This window comes from Mycolicibacterium celeriflavum, from assembly GCF_010731795.1.
Classification (GTDB): Bacteria; Actinomycetota; Actinomycetes; order Mycobacteriales; family Mycobacteriaceae; genus Mycobacterium; species Mycobacterium celeriflavum.
The window spans coordinates 1,772,132-1,789,434 of record NZ_AP022591.1; the positions used below are offsets into that span (position 1 = coordinate 1,772,132).

A 17,303-nucleotide genomic window follows, 5' to 3' on the forward strand; every position below is an offset into this window, starting at 1 on the left:
CCCATGGCATCTCCAACCGCTGCATCGCAGCGCACAGAGGAAACCGAAGGCGACGTCACCTACGTCCGCACCGACAAGGATTTGCCCCCGGTGGCGATCATCGACCGGTCGCCGATCACAGCCCGACATCGAATCGTCTTCGGGCTCATCGCGGTGCTCGGCGCGCTCGCCTGGGCGGTGATCGCGTTCTTCCGCGGTGAAACCGTCAACGCAGTCTGGTTCGTGATCGCCGCGATCTGCACCTACGTCATCGGGTTCCGGTTCTACGCCCGGCTCATCGAGATGAAGATCGTTCGTCCACGCGACGACAACGCCACGCCCGCCGAGCTATTCGAGAACGGCACGGATTACATGCCGACCGATCGGCGGGTGCTGTTCGGCCACCACTTCGCCGCGATCGCCGGTGCCGGCCCGCTCGTCGGGCCCGTCCTTGCGATGCAGATGGGCTACCTGCCCGGCACCATCTGGATCATCATCGGTGCCGTGCTCGCGGGCTGCGTGCAGGACTATCTGGTGTTGTCGATCTCGACCCGGCGGCGCGGTCGCTCGCTCGGTCAGATGGCCCGCGACGAACTCGGGACGATCGGCGGGGTGGCCGCGATCGTCGGCGTGCTCGTCATCATGGTGATCCTGCTGGCGGTGCTGGCGTTGGTGGTCGTCGGCGCCCTCGCCGAAAGTCCGTGGGGCGTCTTCTCGATCGCGATGACGATTCCGATCGCGATCTTCATGGGGTTGTATCTGAGGTTCTTTCGACCCGGCCGGGTCTCGGAGGTGTCGCTGATCGGTGTCGCGCTGCTGTTGCTCGCGGTCGTCGCCGGCGGATGGGTCGCGGAAACTGCCTGGGGCACTGATTGGTTCACCCTGTCCAAGGTGACCCTGTCGTGGGCCATCATCGTCTATGGCTTCGCCGCCTCGGTCCTGCCCGTATGGTTGCTGCTGGCGCCCCGCGACTACCTGTCGACGTTCATGAAGGTCGGCACCATCGCCCTGCTGGCGGTGGGCATTCTGCTTGCCCGCCCGGTCATGGAGGCACCGGCGGTTTCGGGGTTCGCCGGCCAGGGCACCGGCCCGGTGTTCGCGGGCTCACTGTTCCCCTTCCTGTTCATCACCATCGCCTGCGGCGCCCTGTCGGGCTTTCACGCGCTCATCTCGTCGGGCACCACGCCCAAGCTGTTGGAGAAGGAAGGGCAGATGCGGCTGATCGGTTACGGCGGCATGCTCACCGAGTCGTTCGTCGCGATCATGGCGCTGATCACCGCGGCGATCCTCAATCAGCACCTCTACTTCGCGATCAACGCGCCGGCGGCCGCGACCGGGGGCACCGCGGAGACCGCGGCGGCATACGTCAACGGTCTGCCGATCGACGGCCCGCCGGTCAGCGCCGATGCCATCACAAGAGCCGCCGAAAGCGTCGGCGAAGAATCGATCGTCTCGCGCACCGGTGGCGCGCCGACGCTGGCCTTCGGCATGTCCGAAGTGCTGAGCAAGGTCTTCGGTGGTGACGCGCTCAAGGCGTTCTGGTACCACTTCGCGATCATGTTCGAAGCGCTGTTCATCCTCACCACCGTCGATGCGGGCACGCGGGTCGCCCGGTTCATGCTCTCCGACGGCCTGAGCAACCTGGGCGGCCCGCTGCGCAAGCTCAAGGACCCGAGTTGGCGTGTGGGAGCATGGATCTGCAGCCTGATCGTGGTGGCGGCGTGGGGCAGCATCCTGCTGATGGGTGTCACCGATCCGCTCGGGGGCATCAACACGCTGTTTCCGCTGTTCGGCATCGCCAACCAGTTGCTGGCGGCGATCGCGCTGACGGTCGTGACGGTGGTCATCGTGAAGAAGGGCCTGTTGAAGTGGGCTTGGATACCGGCCATTCCGTTGCTGTGGGACCTCACGGTGACGATGACGGCGTCCTGGCAGAAGATCTTCTCGGGTGATCCGAAGGTCGGCTACTGGACGCAGCACTTCCAGTACCGCAACGCGAAGGAGGCGGGTCAGAACGCGTTCGGCGCGGCCAAGGACGCCGACCAACTCGACGCGGTCATCCGCAACACCTTCATCCAGGGCACGCTGTCGATTGTGTTCGCACTGTTGGTTCTGATCGTGTTCATCGCCGGGGTCATCATGGTGATCCGGGCAGTTCGCGGCACCGCCCTGCCGTCGACCGAGGACGAACCGGTGCCCTCGCGGTTGTTCGGGCCGAGGGGCCTCGTCATGACCAAGCCGGAGAAGGAGGTGGCCAAGCAATGGGACGCGTTGTCGAAATCGCACGCAAGATCGGTTGGCACTGGGGCACGTTGATCGGCGACCTGATGGGTGACACCCACTATCGGCGCTACGTCGAGCACCGATTGCGCACCCATCCGGGCGAACCGGTGCTCTCCGAACGGAACTACTGGCGGATGCGGCACGCCGCAGCGGAGGCGAACCCGGGCGCGCGCTGCTGCTAGCGCGCTATGGGGCCAACGAATAGCGGATCGGCAGGTGCTTGAGTCCGCCGACGAAGGTGGTCGCCACATACTCGGCCCGGCCCGCCGACTCGACCGCCTTCAGCCGCGGCAGCAACTCGGTGAAGAAACTGTTCACCTCCATGCGGGCCAATGCGGCCCCCAGGCAGAAGTGCACGCCGTAGCCGAACGCGATGTGCTTGTTGGGGTCGCGCCCGACGTCGAAGCGGAACGGGTCATCGAAGACGTCCTCGTCGCGATTGCCCGAGACATAAGACAGCAGAACCGATTCCCCAGCCGCGATCGCTACATCGCGGACGGTGGTGTCCTCGGCGGCGGTGCGCATGAAGGCCTTCACCGGCGTGACCCAGCGGATCATCTCTTCGGTCGCCAGCGGCATCAAACCCAGATCAGCGCAGAGCCTCTGCCGTTGCTCGGGATTCTCGATGAACGCCAGCATCCCTCCGGAGATGGTCGCGCTCGTCGTGTCATGGCCTGCCGCGGCGATGATCGCGTAGTACGAGATCGTGTCGATGTCCGACAACGGTTCACCGTCGATCGTCGCGTTGGCGATCGCCGACGCCAGATCATCGGTCGGGTTCTCGCGTCGCGAGGCGGTCAGCGCGGTGAAGTACTCGAACATCTCGAGCAACGCCGACATCTTGTCGGCCGGGTCGGTACCACGCGTGAACTCGTCGTCGTCGCTGCCGAACAACTCCTGGGTCAGCTTGAGCATGAGCGGAAAGTCCGACTCCGGGATGCCGAGCAACGACATGATGACGTAGAGCGGAAAGTTGACGGCGACCTGTTGGACGAAGTCGCACTCGGGCCCGATCGTCATCATCTTGTCGACGTACACTTTCGCGAGCTCGTCGACGCGAACCTTCAACGCGCGCATCGCTTTCGGCCGGAACCAGTCCGCGCCGATCGCTCGCACGACGCGGTGCTGGGGATCGTCCATGTGGATCAGGGTGCGCACGCCGATGGCCGCCTGCTGTTCGTCACCCTCCTCGGTGACGAGCACCGGTCGCGGGTAGTTGGTGAACAGCGTGTTCGCCCGCTCGATGTCCATGATGTCGGCGTGCTTGGTGATCGCCCAGAACGGGCGGTAGTTCGGCACATCGACCCACGAAACGGGGGCATTCGCGCGCAGATGGGCCAGCGACTCGTGCAGTTTCGCCTCATCGGTGTAGGCGCGCGGGGTGGCGAAGACCTTGGCCGCTTCGTCCATCATCGGTGTGCTCACAAGCAACTCCTCGCCAGATCTGTCATATGCCGTGCAACTCCTTCAGCACTTGGGAGACGCTGTCTTCGGCGACCGACGAGGGGAAGCCGATCATCACCCGGTCGATCAACCCGTCACAGCGGTCCCGGATTTTCGCCGCCACCTTGTCGATCGGCGCGACGACTGCGAACGCTTCGAGGATCTCGTCGTCGATCAGGGTGCCCATCGCATCCCACTGCCCCGCAAGGCTCAAGCGGTGCAGTTCGGTGTGCAGATCGCCCCAGCCGTGCAACTCGAGAACCTTGCGATACGCCGGGGTCGACCCGTAGAAGGCGATCTGTTTCCGCGTGGCGACGGCGGCGGCGGTGAGGTCGCGTTCCTGTTCGCCGGTGACGACGAAGATCGGACAGGACACCTGAAAGTCGCTGCGCCGGCGGCCCGATCGGGCCATTCCGCGCTGCAGCGCCGGCGTGGTCACCTCGGCGAAATAGCGCTTGGTCGTGAATGCGTGCGCCAGAATCCCATCGGCCACCTCGCCGGCCAGCTCGGTCATCGCCTCACCGACGGCGGCGAGGAACACCTTGGGAGAACCGTAGTCGTGCGGTTCGGGGGTGAACATCGGCGTCATCAGCTTGTGCGTGTAGAACTCGCCCTCGAACTCGAGGCTGGTGCCGTCGCGCCAGCACGTCCAGATCTCCCGCATCGCGACAACGAATTCGTGCATGCGCCGCACCGGGTGACTCCACGGCATGCTGAACCGCTTCTCGATGTGCGGCTTGATCTGAGAGCCGAGACCCACGATGAGCCGGCCGCGCGAGTAGTCCTGCAAATCCCAGCCGATGTTGGCGATTGTCATCGGATTACGTGCGAATGCGACCGCGATACTGGTGCCCAGTTCGAGGGTGTCGGTGTGCTCGGCGGCGAGCGTCAGGGGCAGGAACGGGTCATGGTTGACCTCGGCCGTCCAGCAACCGTCATAGCCGCGCCGCTGCAGTGTGTTCGCTGCGCCCGCGACGTTGGCGAGCTGGCTGGAAACCGCCCCGTCGACCTTCAGGCCGGCGCCGCTAAGCATGGTCGTAGACGCTACAGTAAGCGATTCAGTATGGTCAACGCGGAGATTTGAATGCGACGATCGCCGTGCGGAGACAGGAGTTGTCATGGCCGAGGTAGAGGGCTGGGAGCACACGCTCGACGAGTTGTCCCGTCGACGCCGGCACGCCCACGGCATGGGCGGCACCGAGCGACTGGCAAAGCACCACGGCAAGGGCAAGCTCGACGCTCGCGCCCGCATCGAGCATCTTGTGGACACGGGCACCTTCCGCGAGTTCGGCACGCTGGTCGGCGGTGACATCGCCGCCGACGGCATCGTCGCGGGCTCCGGTTTCATCGACGGCAGGCCGGTGATGCTCGGCGCCGAGGACTTCACGACGCTGGCGGGCAGCATCGGTCCCGGCGGCAACTCCAAGCGTTACCGGTTGGCCGAGTTGGCGTTGCGCGACAGGGTTCCGCTGGTGATGCTGCTCGAAGGCGCGGGCTTTCGGCCCAGCGGTGAGCATTACGGCCGCTCACCGACCGACCTGCTCGCGCAGGCTCAGTGCTCGGGCAAGGTGCCGATGGTCGCCGGTCTTCTCGGGCCGTCGGCCGGCCACGGCGCACTCGTCGCCCCTGTCTGCGACTGGACGGTGATGAGCAGCCAGGGCGCGATCTTCACTGCTGGGCCGCCGGTGGTGAAAGAGTCGACGGGCGAGGAGATTTCGAAAGAAGACCTCGGAGGGCCCGGCGTCGCGCTCGCCAGCGGCGTCATCCACAACATCGCCGAAGACGACGAAGCCGTGCTCGACGACATCCGCCGCTATCTGTCCTACTTCCCGTCCAGTGCGTGGTCGTATCCGGAAACGCTTTCCGACGACGCCGAGCCGCGGACGACGTCGGAGCTGCTCGACATCGTGCCCCGCGGTAACCGGCGCGTGTACGACATGCGACGGGTGCTCGACGTGGTGTTCGACCGCCCCGACTGGTTCGAGGTTCAGCCGAAGTTCGGCGCTGCGATCATCTGCGCGCTGGCTCATCTCGGCGGCCATCCCGTCGCCGTGGTGGCGAACCAGCCACAGGTCCTCGCCGGTTCGATCGATGCCGATGCCGCCGACAAGGCCGCACACTTCATCACGGTGGCCGACTCATTCCATCTGCCGATCGTGTTCCTGGCCGACAACCCCGGCATGCTGCCCGGCAGCCGGTCCGAGAAGAGCGGTGTGTTGCGCAGCGGCGCGCGGATGTTCGCCGCACAGACCGCCGCGACGACGATCAAGCTGCATGTCACGTTGCGCAAGGCCTACGGTTTCGGCTCGATGGTGATGTCGCTGTTGGGGTTTGACAACCAGAGCGCGACATTCGCCTACCCGGGCGCGACCATGGGCGCGATGAGCGCGGCCGCGCTCAGCAAGGCTTCGCACGCCGCCGAGGACGTCGAGGCACGCCTTCGGAGGATGGAGGTCGAGGCGTCGTTCCGCTCGGCCGGCCACCTCGGCTTCGACGAACTGATCCATCCCGAGGAGACCCGCAACGCGTTGTTGTCGGCGCTGCAGCGGGCGGTCTACAGCCGCCAGGCCGCCGCCGAGCCGGTGTCCCGCACGGTAATCACACCTTAGCCATTGCGATTTCGGTGTAGTTGGTTGCGCTCACCGCAACCGCCGACACCGAAATCACTCTGAAGCGCGGTAGGCGGCGACGATCGGCTCGAGCTCATCGGGGGTGGCGCCGTGCATGATGAGCGCGTCGGCGCCGTAGTCGAACTCCTTGCGGATGCGCTCGACACACTGCTGGGCCGACCCGGTGGCCGACGGCTCCAGCCATTCGTCGGGAATCAGAGTGGCGATGTGCTCGATCTGTTCAGCACTCGCCTTGTGGTCGATACCGCCGGGGATCGACTGCACCACCTGGTCGTCCCGGAAGCGCTGTAGCACACCGGGATCCCAGCCATTGGTGGAGACCAGCAGATCGCCGTAGCCCTGAAGATAGGTGGCCAGCCGGGCGACCGTCTTCTTCAGCCGCAGCTCCTCGGGTAGGTGGTCGCCGACGGTTGCGAAACAGGACCACACCCGCACACTGGCCGGGTCGCGGCCGGCCTGTTCGGCTGCGTCCTTGACGGTCTTGACGGCGCGCTGAAGCGTCTCGGGGGTGAAGTAGGTGTGCAGGATGACGTCGTCGAATGCCCGCCCGCCCAGGGCGAGCGTCTGCGGGCCGAACGCGACGAGGGCCAGCCGGATGTCCTCCTTGAAATCGGGATCGAGGAAGAGCACCTGATACTTGCCGATTGGACCGTCGTGGTTGAAGATCACCTCGCCGTTCCACAGCCGGCGCATGACCTGGGCGAAATCCTCCATCTGCGCCGTGGTCACCGACGGGATGCCGAACGCGGCGTACATCGCCGCTACTCCGCGGCCGATGCCCAACGTGAACCGTCCTGCGGAGAGCCGGTGCATCGTGGTCGCCCACGAGCCGGTGATCAGCGGATGGCGGGTGTTGTGATTCGTTGCCGCCGTGGCGATCTGCATCCGCGTGGTCACCGCGCACGCCGCGCCGACGAGCGACGACGCCTCCTTGACGTTCCAGCGCTCGGAAATGAAGGCCGTGCCGAACCCGAGCTCTTCGCCGCGGCGGGCCTCGTCCATCAGCGTGGCCGGGCCTTCACCCCCGGCGCCGGCCAGCAGGTAGTAGCCCAGTTCGTCGAGCACCCGATCCGTCACGCCCAGACTCCTTGTTTGTAGCCGCAGTTCCACACTTCGACGATCCTGCCGTCGAGCACCCGAAAGATTTCCATACTGCCGATCGTGGTCTCCGTTCCGTCCTTGAGCGTCATCGGCGACTGGTAGACGATCGCGACGTGCTCGCCGTCGTCGCCGGCCACCACCAGGTTCAGGTCGAAGCGCACCGCCTCGAACATCTCCCAGTGGTCGATGATGCGCTGCACGGCCTGGTCGTGGGTCAGCGTGATCGCCTCACCCACCTCGTGACGGACGACCGTGTGGCCCATCAGTTCCTCGGCGAGCGCGAAATCACGTTGATTCCACACCACCAGGTTGTACAGCTCCACCACCTCGCGGGCCGACCGCGTCACGCGAACGCCTCCAGGGCATCGATCGCGTCGATGGCCGCGACCGCCCGGTCGGTGAGCGTCAGGCACAACCGCCTGGACCGGTCGGGCAGCGCCGCCATGCTGGCTGTCATGAAACACTTCCCTGCCGGCTGACCGCCTCGAGGAACCGCTCGGAAGCGGCCTTCACCCCACCGGCGAACAAGTGCCCCACGTGGCTGCCGCGGTGCCAGTACAGCTCACCGCCCCACCGTTCGTGCAGCCGCTCGGCGGGTTCGCGCCGGGCCATCTGGTCGTGCCATGCTCCCACGATCAGCCGCCGTTCGGGCGGCGGTGACGGCTCGAGCGCGTGATAGTCGACGAGCGACATCATCTTCTCGACGGGTGCGCAGCGCAGTAGCTCGATGGTGTCGTGCACCGACGGTCCCCACCTGCCCAGGTGCGCCGCGATCATCGCGTTCAGCCCGAAGATCGGGGTGTACACGGCGACGGCATCCACCTCCTCGAGATGGGCGACGAGGCCCGCCACCGGGCTGCCCATCGAAACACCCGACACCGCAAGGGTACTGGCCTGTGGTCGCAGCCAGCGGACCACCGCCCGCGCTTCGGAGACCGCCCTGATCACGCCCGCGAGATTGTTGAGTGGGTCCATGTTCGGATAGGTCGGCCACCGACGACGCCGGACCCCGCAGCCGGGCTGTACCGGCAGCGCGATGTTGTACCCGAGCCGGTCCTGAAGCCGCCGGGCCCGGGAGAACACGAGATCCATCGGTCGGCCCTGACCTGCGCCGTGCACCCACACCAGCCATGGCCGCTTCTCGTCACTGTGTCGGCACAGGTGCACCACTGCCGTCGCCGGCCCGCCGAATTCGGCCAACGACTCGGGCAAGTGGGGATCGTGTTCGAAGACCAGCTGCTCGTATCGGTCGCGCCCGAAGCGACGGCGCCGGATCGCTTCCGGCAGCAACGGATCCGGTTCGACGTGTACACCTGCAACAGATGAAAGCGAAAGCTGCTGCGCTGCAGTGGCGCAGGCGTCGACCGAGCGCTCCAGCCTCGGCGGCGGCGCGGCCAGCGTCATACCGGTCAGCGCCAACTCGTCGAGCACCACCTCACCCAGCTGTCGAATACCGTTCACCGACGCGGGTTTCCAGTCATCGTCTCGCAGCGCAGCATGGGCACGCGGAACCACCCCGGCGAAGTCGCGGCCGATGCGATAGGCGCGCTCGGCCGATCTCATCCGAGCTTGAATCCGGTGTAACCGGCTTCGGCGACCTCGTCACAGCGCCGCCGGTACTCCGGAATGCCTGCGGTGTAACCCATGTACATCCGCTTCTTACCCGGCACGTTGCCGCCGTTGTACCAGGAGCTGCACGTCGGATGGGCGAGCACCGTCGGCGCCACGAGGGAGGTCGTGTGTTCGACCCACTCGCGCTGCGCGTCCGGCAGCGCCTCGATGGTGCGGTACCCGTTGGCCCGCAGGTAGGCGATGCAATCGCCGATCCACTCCACGTGCTGTTCCAGCGCGGTCACGAAATTGCTTGCCGGCGCGGGGCTTCCGGGCGCCTGCACGATGAACAGGTTCGGAAAGCCGGCCACCGCGATCCCGAGATAGGCGTACGGCCCCTCGCTGGTCCAGAAATCGCCGAGCGACGTGCCGTCGCGGCCGGTGGTGGCGATGCGGGTGAGCGCTCCGGTCATCGCGTCGAAACCCGTGGCGTAGATGATCACGTCCAGCTCGTGACTGCCGTTCTCGGTGCGGATCCCGGTCGGGGTGACCTCGACGATCGGCCCCTTGCGCAGGTCTACGAGCGTCACGTTGTCGCGGTTGAACGTCTGGTAGTAGCCCTGGTCGATGATCGGACGCTTACACCCGAACGGATGCGTCGGCGTCAGCGATGCGGCCGTCTCGGGGTCCTCGACGATGCGCGCCACCGCCTCGCCGTACAGCTTGGCGGCCATCTGGTTGGCCTCGATGTCGAAGAACACATCACCCCAGCTGAGCGCACCGATGACACCACCCTCCTCGATGGCGCTTACCTGCTGTTGGCGTGTCGCCGTCTTCAGCGGGGGTTTGGCCATCATCTCGAACATCACCGAGAACGCACTGAGCCTGGCCGCCCCGACGGCATGCTCGCGCTGCGCCGCGCGGATCGCGGCGTAATTCGCTTTCAATTCGTCGAGTTCGCCGTCGTCGAACGCGCGCACTCGCCACGGCAGGGTGTAGGCGGGCGAGCGCTGGAACACGGTGAGGTGGCGGGCCTTCTGCGCGACGACCGGGATCAGCTGTACGCCGGTGGAGCCGGTGCCGATCACGCCGACCCGCCTGCCCGTGAGATCGACATGCTCTTTCGGCCACCGGTTGGTGAACAGCGACAGCCCATCGAAGGTGTCCATGCCCGCGATGTCCGGTTCCAGGGGCACCGACAGGATGCCGGCCGCCACGACGACGAAGGGCGCGACGAACGACTCCCCCGCCGCGGTCTGCACCAGCCACTCGGCGGCGTCCTCGTCGAAGGTCATCGCGGCGACCTCGGTGTCAAAGTGGATGTCGCGCCGCAGATCGAGGCGGTCGGCGACGAAGTTCAGGTAGGCCTCGATCTCGGGTTGCGCGGGCATGGTCTCCGTCCACACCCACTCCTGCTGGATCTCGTCGGAGAAACTGTAGGAGTATTCGATGCTCTCGATGTCGCAACGAGCGCCCGGGTATCGATTGAACAGCCAAGTGCCGCCGACGTTCTCCGCCTTCTCGAGCACGACGACCCGCAACCCCTGCTCCCGCAGCCTGTGCAACGCGTACAGACCGGAGAATCCGGCGCCGATGACGACGGCGTCGAAACGAGCCGGACTGGAAACACTCACGGATCGTCACCTCACGTTGGCGGAATCAGAGATACTGTAATCATTACAGTATCTAGAGCGAGCCGTGGGTCCGTTTCGACGAAGCGAGACGAATGGACGCCGACCGTCAGCGGGGCGACGCGCCTGCGGCGGCCAGCCGGTGCTGACGGCGCTGCTCGTAGTGCGTGGCCCGCTCGTCGACGAGGTCGAGGAAGGCCGCCAGTTCGTCGCGCGCCTGTGCTCCCTGGCCGTCGAGATCGGCACGCTCGAACACCTTCCAGAACCGCAGCACTGGACGCACGACATCGTCGAGATGCGAACGCAGGTCGTAGATGCCCGCCTTGGCGATCGTCACGGCGTTCTCCGCGAAACCGGGCATGGTGCTTCCGGGCATCTGGAAGTTGATGACTTCGTGAGCGATCGCCACCATGGTCTCATTCGGCGAGATGTCCAGCGCCGCGTCGACCAGGTTCCGGTAGAAGACCATGTGCAGGTTCTCGTCGGTCGCCACCCGGCTCAGAAGTTGTTCGGCCACAGGGCATCCCGAGGCCCGTCCGGTGTTGCGGTGGCTGATCCGCGTCGCCAGTTCCTGAAAGGACACGTAGGCCAGCGCCTCCAGCATCGACTTGTCGCCCGAGTCGTACCCGGCGGCCGTGTGCACCATGCGACCACGCTCGAGTGCGACAGGATCGACGCCGCGGGTGACGATGAGATAGTCGCGGATCGCGATGCTGTGACGCGCCTCTTCGGCCGTCCACTGACCGACCCACTGGCCCCACGGCCCGTCGAGCCCGAACCGCATGGCGATCTCGCGGTGGTAGGACGGGAGGTTGTCCTCGGTCAGCAGGTTCACGACCATGGCGGCCTTCGAAACCTCGTCGAGGGGCGAATCCTCCGGAACCCAGTCCTGCCCACCGAGCAACGCGAAGTCTCGGCCGCGGCTCCATGGGACGTAGTCGTGCGGATTCCAGGGTTTCGCCATCGCGTGGTGCCGGTTCAGATTGGCCTCCACCACCGGCTCCAGCTCCGTGAGCAGCGCTAGTTGGGTCGTCGCCATCGAGACTCTCCCGTCCCCCATCACCTGCGGATGCGGAACCTACGCTAGCGTAGGTCGCCGACAAGCAAGGCGAAAATCGCAACCTGCGCGCAAACGACGGCAAATAGAGCCCCGTTGGGGGCGAACCTTCGCGCGCGACCCTCCCGTGCACTGGTGCTGAAACGTCAACTGTAATATTTTCCGTAACAGATCGTGCCGGGCAGAGGAGGCGACGTGAAAGTGCCGTTCACCTGGAAGGTCACCGGTTGGTTCATGATCGGCTGGTCCGCGGAGTTCCCGCAAGGCGAGGTCCGGCCACTGCGCTATTTCGGCGATGACCTGGTGGCCTACCGCGACGAGGCAGGCGAGCTGCATGTGCTTTCCGCGCACTGCCGCCACCTCGGTGCTCACATCGGCCACGGCGGCAAGGTCGTCGGCGACTGCGTGGAATGCCCTTTCCACGGCTGGCGCTGGGGACCCGACGGCACCAACCGCTACATCCCCTATCAGCCGGACCGGCCCAACAAGGCGCTGCGGCTGCGGGTCTACCCGGTCGTCGAGCAGTACGGGTGCGTGTTCGCCTGGCACCAACCGGACGGCAAGGAACCGCAGTGGGAGATGCCCGACCTGTTTCACAAGTTCCCGCAGTTTCCGACAGACCCCGACGCGTATTACCGGCCGTATCCTGAGTTTTCGAGTCGCGCCGAACGCGAGCCGGTGCACCCGCAGATCGTCGCGGAGAACGGTCCCGACAGCGCGCATTTCCATTACGTCCACGGCGCCACCGTCACCCCCGTGTGCCTCAACTGGGAAGCCGTCGACGAGGAATGGCGCTTCCTGACGGGCTGGCCCGACACACGCAGCGAGGACCCCGACAAAATGGCGCTGTACATCCACAGCCATTTCTCCGGGCTCGGCTTCGCGATCAGCGCGTTCGAGGGATCGTCGAACCACCGGCTGATCTTCGCGTGCACACCGGTCGAGGACGGCTACTCGGACATGTTCTATTCGATCTGGTGGCCCCGGGTACCCGGCGACACCTCCGACGTGCCGCCGGACACCGTGCGCGAGCAGGTGCAGCGGCAGTTCATGGGCACGGTGTGGGACGACCTCAACATCTGGCGCTACCAGGAGTACGTCGAACGCCCCGCACTGTCCAAGGTCGACGCGAAGCCGTATATGGCCATGCGCAAGTGGGCGACCCAGTTTTATGAAGTTCCCGCCACCCCGCCCGGCGAGGTCCCGGCCAAGGTATGAGAGTCGATCTCGCCCAGATCGCGGCGCCCGGCCACACCGCGATCGTCACGCAGGAGTGCCAGGGCGCGATCGTCGGCCCCGACGCCGGGCTCAAAGCCCTGGCCGACGAGGCCCGTCGCGAGGCCGTTCCCAACATCGAACGGCTGCTACCCGCGGCCCGAAGCGCGGGTGTGAGCGTGGTGCACTGCCTCGTTCAGCGCCGCCCAGACGGAAAGGGGGCCAACCACAACGCGAAGATCTTCTCGTTCGGCGGCGCCGTCGCAATCGCCGCCGGCACACCCGGCGCCGAACTGCTGCCCGAACTGGGCCCGGAACCCTCCGACGTCGTGCTGCGCCGGTGGCACGGAATCGGGCCGATGGGCGGGACGGATCTGGACGCGGTGCTGCGCAATCTCGGGGTGACGACGATCGTCGCCGTCGGCGTCTCGGTCAACGTCGCGATCACCAACCTGGTGATGGACGCCGTCAACGCCGCGTACCACGTCGTGGTGCCGCGCGACGCGGTCGCAGGAATCCCCACCGACTACGCGAATGCGGTCATCGACAACACGTTGTCCCTCCTGGCGACGATCACCACCACCGACGAGCTGATCACGACGTGGAAGAAATAGACGCGTGACCGACACCGAGGACGACATCCGCGAATTCGCCCGGGTGCAGCCGACTTTGGGATCTGCTGAGATGGGCCGCTTCATCGGGGCAATGCGACGGCTCCAGGACATCGCGGTCTCAACCAACCCCGACGCCGCGCTGTGGGATCACACCGCCGAACTCCTCGAGAACGTCTGCGCGCAACTGGAGCAGCGCAAGGCGCCCGCCGCAGTCGCGCCTGCCGGTCGAGCGCCGAACCTGCCCGGCAACGGCCATCCGCTGATGCCGCCCTGGCAGGTGGCGGAGTCGGGGCCCGACGAGGTCACCATGCGCGGGCACTTCAGCCGCTTCCACGTCGGCGGCAACGACGCCGTGCACGGCGGGGTTATCCCATTGTTCTACGACTGGCATTTCGGCATGGTGGTTTCGGCTGCCGGCCGCCCGGACAGCCGCACCGCATACCTTCATGTGGACTACCGCCGCGTGACGCCCATCGACGTGCCGTTGGAGTCGCGGGCCTGGATCGACTCGGTGGACGGGCGAAAACTGTTCGTGAGGGCGGTGATGACCGACCTGGACGGCAACGTACTATCCGAGGCCAACGGTCTGATGATCAAGTTGCTACCACACCAGCCCTGAGAGGCACGATGTCTGATTCGCTCTCCACGTCCGCGCCGTCGAGCACCACCGAGTTCACTGTTCCGGCTGCCGCCGACACCGTCGCCGCCGTGATCGGCGACCGAGAGTTCATCATTCAGGGCGACCGTCGCTACACCTACGCGCAGGTTGTCGAACGCGCCAACCGGCTGGCGGCATTCCTGCACAGCCGCGGGCTGGGTTGCCATGTCGAGCGCTCCGAGTTGGCCGGCCACGAGGTGGGCCAGGACCTGCTGGGCATCTACGCCTACAACGGACCGGAGTACGTCGAGGCGATGCTCGGCGCCTGGCGGGCCCGCGTCGCGCCGTTCAACGTCAACTACCGCTACGTCAAGAACGAACTGCAGTACCTGCTCGCCGATTCCGGCGCCACCGCACTGCTGTACCACGCCGCGTTCGCCCCGCGCGTCGCCGAGGTGCTGCCGGACCTGCCTAACCTGCGGGTGCTGATCCAGATCGCTGACCAGTCGGGCAACGATCTGCTCTACGGCGCAGTCGACTACGAGTCGATCGTCGGGTCGGGCGCCGCGGTGCTGCCACCGCTGGAGCCCTCACCCGACGATCTCTACGTGCTCTACACCGGGGGCACGACCGGTATGCCGAAGGGTGTGCTGTGGCGCCAGCACGACATCTTCATGACCTCGTTCGGCGGCCGCAGCCTCTACACCGGCGAACTCGCCAACTCTTACGACGACATCACCAAACGAGTGACCGAGGCGCCGGAGACGCGATTGATGATCCTGCCGCCGCTGATGCACGGCGCCGCACAGTGGGCGGTGATGACGGCGATGACGACAGGCCAGTCGGTCGTGTTCTCCACTGTCACCGAGCGTTTCGACGCCGACGAAGTGGTGGCCACCATCGAACGCGAGAAGGTGATGGCAGTGACGGTCGTGGGTGACGCGATGGCGCGACCACTGGCCGATGCGATCGAACGCACCGACGCCGACCTGTCGTCGCTGGCCGTGGTCGCCAACGGTGGCGCGCTGTTGACGCCGACCGCCAAACAGCGCCTCATCGACGTCAAGCCCGGGTTGATCGTCGTCGACGGGGTCGGTTCCTCCGAGACCGGCGCGCAGATGACGCACATGTCCGCCTCCGGCGCGGTGGCGACCGGCAAGTTCAACGCCGGACCCGACACCTACGTTGCCTCCGAGGATCTCGGCACGCTGCTCGAGCCGGGCCACGAGGGAATGGGATGGTTGGCCCAACGCGGTTACGTGCCACTGGGTTACAAGGGTGACGCGACCAAGACCGCCGCCACCTTCCCGGTGATCGACGGCGTGCGGTACTCCGTGCCCGGCGACCGCGCCCGCCATCTCGCCGACGGGACCGTCGAACTCCTCGGCCGCGATTCGGTCACCATCAACTCCGGCGGCGAGAAGATCTTCGCCGAGGAGGTCGAGACCGCGATCGCCTCGCATCCAGCGGTGGCAGACGTCGTGGTCGCGGGCCGGCCCAGCGAGCGGTGGGGTCAGGAGGTGGTCGCCGTCGTCGCGCTGACCGAGGGCGCCAGCGCTGGGGCCCAGGAACTCATCGACCATGCCGCGAATTCGATTGCGCGCTATAAGCTTCCGAAGGCGATCGTGTTCCGTCCGACGATCGAACGCAGCCCCGCGGGCAAGGCCGACTACCGGTGGGCCCGCGAGCAGGCGATCAGCGGCGACGCCTGAGCCGACGCCGGGTCCGGTTGCGCGCGAAGCGCAGACCCAACGCTGTTGTCGCCCGCGTCGACGGGGTGAACGGTGGTGCCGCACGTCCGGTGATGGTGAACGGCAGATCCGTGCCGACCACCGTGCGGTGGTGGCTGAACGCGTCGAACCCCGCCTTGCCGTGGTAGGCGCCCATTCCGCTGCGCCCGACGCCACCGAACGGCGCCGCCGAAGGAATCATCTGCGCGGCGAAGTCGTTGCGCGCCACCCCGCCACTGCGCGTGTTGCGGACGAAACGCCGGAAGTCGTCGTCGTCCGGTCCGTACCAGTACGCGACAAGCGGTGAGGGCCGCCGGTTGATGTAGTCGATCGCCTCACTCAGTTCGCGGTAGGGCCGCAACTCCAGCACTGGACCGAAGACCTCCTCCGCGGCGATCGCCATTCGGTCATCGACGTCGCACACGATGGTGGGAGCGATCTTTCGGGTGTCGCGGTCCGGCAGGATCTCACCGTCCGGCAAGACGGTCTCGACGCGGGCACCTTTGGCGCGCGCGTCGTCGATGAGGCCGACCACTCGGTCATAGTTCGCCTCGTTCACCGACGAGCAGTAGTCGTCGTTGCCGACAATGGCCGGAAACATCTCGCGCAGTGTGCGTTTCGCCGTGTCAACGAAAGCGTCCACCCGATCGTCGGGCACGAAGACGTAATCGGGACACACGCAGACCTGTCCCCCGTTGATCATTCGCGAGCGGGCGATGCGCGCCGCCGAACGGTTGAGGTCCGCCTCGCGGGAAACCACCACGGGGTTCTTGCCCCCGAGCTCCAGCGTGACGGGTACCAGGTTCTCCGCGGCCGCCCGCTGCACCTGCGCGCCGACGGACGGCGACCCGGTGAAGAACAGGTGATCAAAGGGCAGCGCCGAGAACGCCGCCGCGACGTCGGGTCCGCCGGTCACCACGTCAAGCTCGGCGACGTCAAAGTACTTCGGCGCCAACGACTTCATCAGAGCGGCGGTGCCCGGCGTGATCTCCGACATCTTGATCATGACGCGGTTGCCCGCGGCGAAGGCGGCGGCGGCCGGAAGCACCACAAGGTTGACCGGGAAGTTCCACGGACCGATGATCCCGACGGCCCCCAGCGGTGACGGGTGCACCTCGGCCCGCAGGCCGAACCGCCGAGTGGCGCGCATCAACTTTGTCGCGCGCATCCACTGCGGCACATGCGATCTGGTGTGCTCGATGACGGAGATCATCCCGAGGATTTCGGTGAACAACGATCCCGTTCTCGGGCGGGTGCCGTAGTCGGCGGCCATGGTGTCGACGAACTGGTCGGCGTTGTCCAGCACCAGAGCGAGCAACCGGTCGATACGGTTGCGCCGCACCGCGACGCTCGGCGGGCCGTCGGCCAGGAATTCGCGCCGCTGCCGCTCGAGGGTCGCCTGCATGGCCTCATGCTCAACGGCCACCGCGGCGTTCGCCTCAATTGTGCTCTCGCTCATCGCACCACCATC

The 17,303-nt window shown here is 66.3% G+C and carries 15 protein-coding genes; 7 read left to right on the forward strand and 8 right to left on the reverse strand.

The genetic code is table 11. The annotated features are described in order from the left end of the window. The first annotated feature begins 3 nt into the window (after positions 1-3). Together G6N18_RS08700 and G6N18_RS08705 are read left to right on the forward strand one after the other, a co-directional pair. Positions 4-2,295, forward strand: a complete 2,292-nt coding sequence (locus G6N18_RS08700; protein WP_083001962.1) for a carbon starvation CstA family protein — start codon at positions 4-6, stop codon at positions 2,293-2,295. Next, on the forward strand, positions 2,241-2,444 hold the full coding sequence (locus G6N18_RS08705; RefSeq protein WP_083001963.1) for a YbdD/YjiX family protein: 204 nt from the start codon (positions 2,241-2,243) through the stop codon (positions 2,442-2,444). The genes G6N18_RS08700 and G6N18_RS08705 overlap by 55 nt, the downstream gene beginning before the upstream one ends. A 4-nt stretch (positions 2,445-2,448) precedes the next feature. Here the strand turns inward: G6N18_RS08705 and G6N18_RS08710 are convergent, their stop codons facing one another. After that, entirely contained in the window at positions 2,449-3,672 is a 1,224-nt protein-coding gene (locus G6N18_RS08710; protein ID WP_083001965.1) for a cytochrome P450, read from the reverse strand. 37 nt (positions 3,673-3,709) lie between these two features. Continuing rightward, complete coding sequence (locus G6N18_RS08715; RefSeq protein WP_083001967.1) at positions 3,710-4,738, reverse strand: LLM class F420-dependent oxidoreductase; 1,029 nt, start codon at positions 4,736-4,738, stop codon at positions 3,710-3,712. An 85-nt stretch (positions 4,739-4,823) separates the two neighbouring features. Between G6N18_RS08715 and G6N18_RS08720 the strand changes: the two genes are divergently transcribed. Continuing rightward, entirely contained in the window at positions 4,824-6,314 is a 1,491-nt protein-coding gene (locus tag G6N18_RS08720) for an acyl-CoA carboxylase subunit beta (RefSeq protein WP_083001969.1), read from the forward strand. Between the two features lie 54 nt (positions 6,315-6,368). On the opposite strand, the gene G6N18_RS08725 is transcribed toward G6N18_RS08720, so the two are convergent. From G6N18_RS08725 to G6N18_RS08745, 5 genes are all read right to left on the reverse strand, one after another. Beyond that, positions 6,369-7,445: a TIGR03857 family LLM class F420-dependent oxidoreductase gene (locus G6N18_RS08725; protein ID WP_407663561.1), complete on the reverse strand. Its 1,077-nt coding sequence runs from the start codon at positions 7,443-7,445 to the stop codon at positions 6,369-6,371. Beyond that, positions 7,409-7,783, reverse strand: coding sequence for a nuclear transport factor 2 family protein (locus G6N18_RS08730; protein ID WP_083001973.1), 375 nt, complete (start codon positions 7,781-7,783; stop codon positions 7,409-7,411). Before G6N18_RS08730 ends, G6N18_RS08725 begins: the two co-directional genes overlap by 37 nt. Before the next feature lie 106 nt (positions 7,784-7,889). Continuing rightward, positions 7,890-8,999, reverse strand: coding sequence for an alpha/beta hydrolase (locus G6N18_RS08735; RefSeq protein WP_083001975.1), 1,110 nt, complete (start codon positions 8,997-8,999; stop codon positions 7,890-7,892). Beyond that, positions 8,996-10,621, reverse strand: coding sequence for a flavin-containing monooxygenase (locus G6N18_RS08740; RefSeq protein ID WP_067214194.1), 1,626 nt, complete (start codon positions 10,619-10,621; stop codon positions 8,996-8,998). Before G6N18_RS08740 ends, G6N18_RS08735 begins: the two co-directional genes overlap by 4 nt. A 106-nt stretch (positions 10,622-10,727) precedes the next feature. Then, positions 10,728-11,657 (reverse strand): acyl-ACP desaturase, encoded by a 930-nt coding sequence (locus G6N18_RS08745; RefSeq protein WP_067214193.1) that lies wholly within the window; start codon positions 11,655-11,657, stop codon positions 10,728-10,730. A gap of 213 nt (positions 11,658-11,870) precedes the next feature. Between G6N18_RS08745 and G6N18_RS08750 the strand changes: the two genes are divergently transcribed. The 4 genes from G6N18_RS08750 to G6N18_RS08765 are packed head-to-tail and all read left to right on the forward strand — an operon-like array spanning position 11,871 to position 15,814. Further along, the gene (locus tag G6N18_RS08750) at positions 11,871-12,893 is read left to right on the forward strand and encodes an aromatic ring-hydroxylating oxygenase subunit alpha (protein WP_067214192.1); all 1,023 of its coding nucleotides are present in this window, start codon (positions 11,871-11,873) and stop codon (positions 12,891-12,893) included. Then, entirely contained in the window at positions 12,890-13,504 is a 615-nt protein-coding gene (locus G6N18_RS08755; RefSeq protein ID WP_083001977.1) for a cysteine hydrolase family protein, read from the forward strand. Before G6N18_RS08750 ends, G6N18_RS08755 begins: the two co-directional genes overlap by 4 nt. A gap of 4 nt (positions 13,505-13,508) precedes the next feature. After that, complete coding sequence (locus tag G6N18_RS08760) at positions 13,509-14,123, forward strand: PaaI family thioesterase (RefSeq protein ID WP_067214190.1); 615 nt, start codon at positions 13,509-13,511, stop codon at positions 14,121-14,123. 8 nt (positions 14,124-14,131) lie between these two features. Continuing rightward, positions 14,132-15,814, forward strand: coding sequence for a medium-chain acyl-CoA ligase Mig (locus G6N18_RS08765; protein ID WP_083001979.1), 1,683 nt, complete (start codon positions 14,132-14,134; stop codon positions 15,812-15,814). Here the strand turns inward: G6N18_RS08765 and G6N18_RS08770 are convergent. Beyond that, a complete protein-coding gene (locus tag G6N18_RS08770; protein WP_234806160.1) occupies positions 15,798-17,237 on the reverse strand; it encodes an aldehyde dehydrogenase family protein in 1,440 nt (479 codons plus the stop codon). The two genes, G6N18_RS08765 and G6N18_RS08770, sit on opposite strands and share 17 nt — an antisense overlap. Between the last annotated feature and the right edge of the window lie 66 nt (positions 17,238-17,303).

Bases quoted from the DNA above. Each gene is read 5' to 3' on its own strand.
- G6N18_RS08700 (WP_083001962.1), top strand. From the start codon at position 4: ATGGCATCTCCAACCGCTGCATCGCAGCGCACAGAGGAAACCGAAGGC.
- G6N18_RS08705 (WP_083001963.1), top strand. From the start codon at position 2,241: ATGGGACGCGTTGTCGAAATCGCACGCAAGATCGGTTGGCACTGGGGC.
- G6N18_RS08710 (WP_083001965.1), bottom strand. From the start codon at position 3,672: ATGGACGAAGCGGCCAAGGTCTTCGCCACCCCGCGCGCCTACACCGAT.
- G6N18_RS08715 (WP_083001967.1), bottom strand. From the start codon at position 4,738: ATGCTTAGCGGCGCCGGCCTGAAGGTCGACGGGGCGGTTTCCAGCCAG.
- G6N18_RS08720 (WP_083001969.1), top strand. From the start codon at position 4,824: ATGGCCGAGGTAGAGGGCTGGGAGCACACGCTCGACGAGTTGTCCCGT.
- G6N18_RS08735 (WP_083001975.1), bottom strand. From the start codon at position 8,999: ATGAGATCGGCCGAGCGCGCCTATCGCATCGGCCGCGACTTCGCCGGG.
- G6N18_RS08745 (WP_067214193.1), bottom strand. From the start codon at position 11,657: ATGGCGACGACCCAACTAGCGCTGCTCACGGAGCTGGAGCCGGTGGTG.
- G6N18_RS08755 (WP_083001977.1), top strand. From the start codon at position 12,890: ATGAGAGTCGATCTCGCCCAGATCGCGGCGCCCGGCCACACCGCGATC.
- G6N18_RS08765 (WP_083001979.1), top strand. From the start codon at position 14,132: ATGTCTGATTCGCTCTCCACGTCCGCGCCGTCGAGCACCACCGAGTTC.
- G6N18_RS08770 (WP_234806160.1), bottom strand. From the start codon at position 17,237: ATGCAGGCGACCCTCGAGCGGCAGCGGCGCGAATTCCTGGCCGACGGC.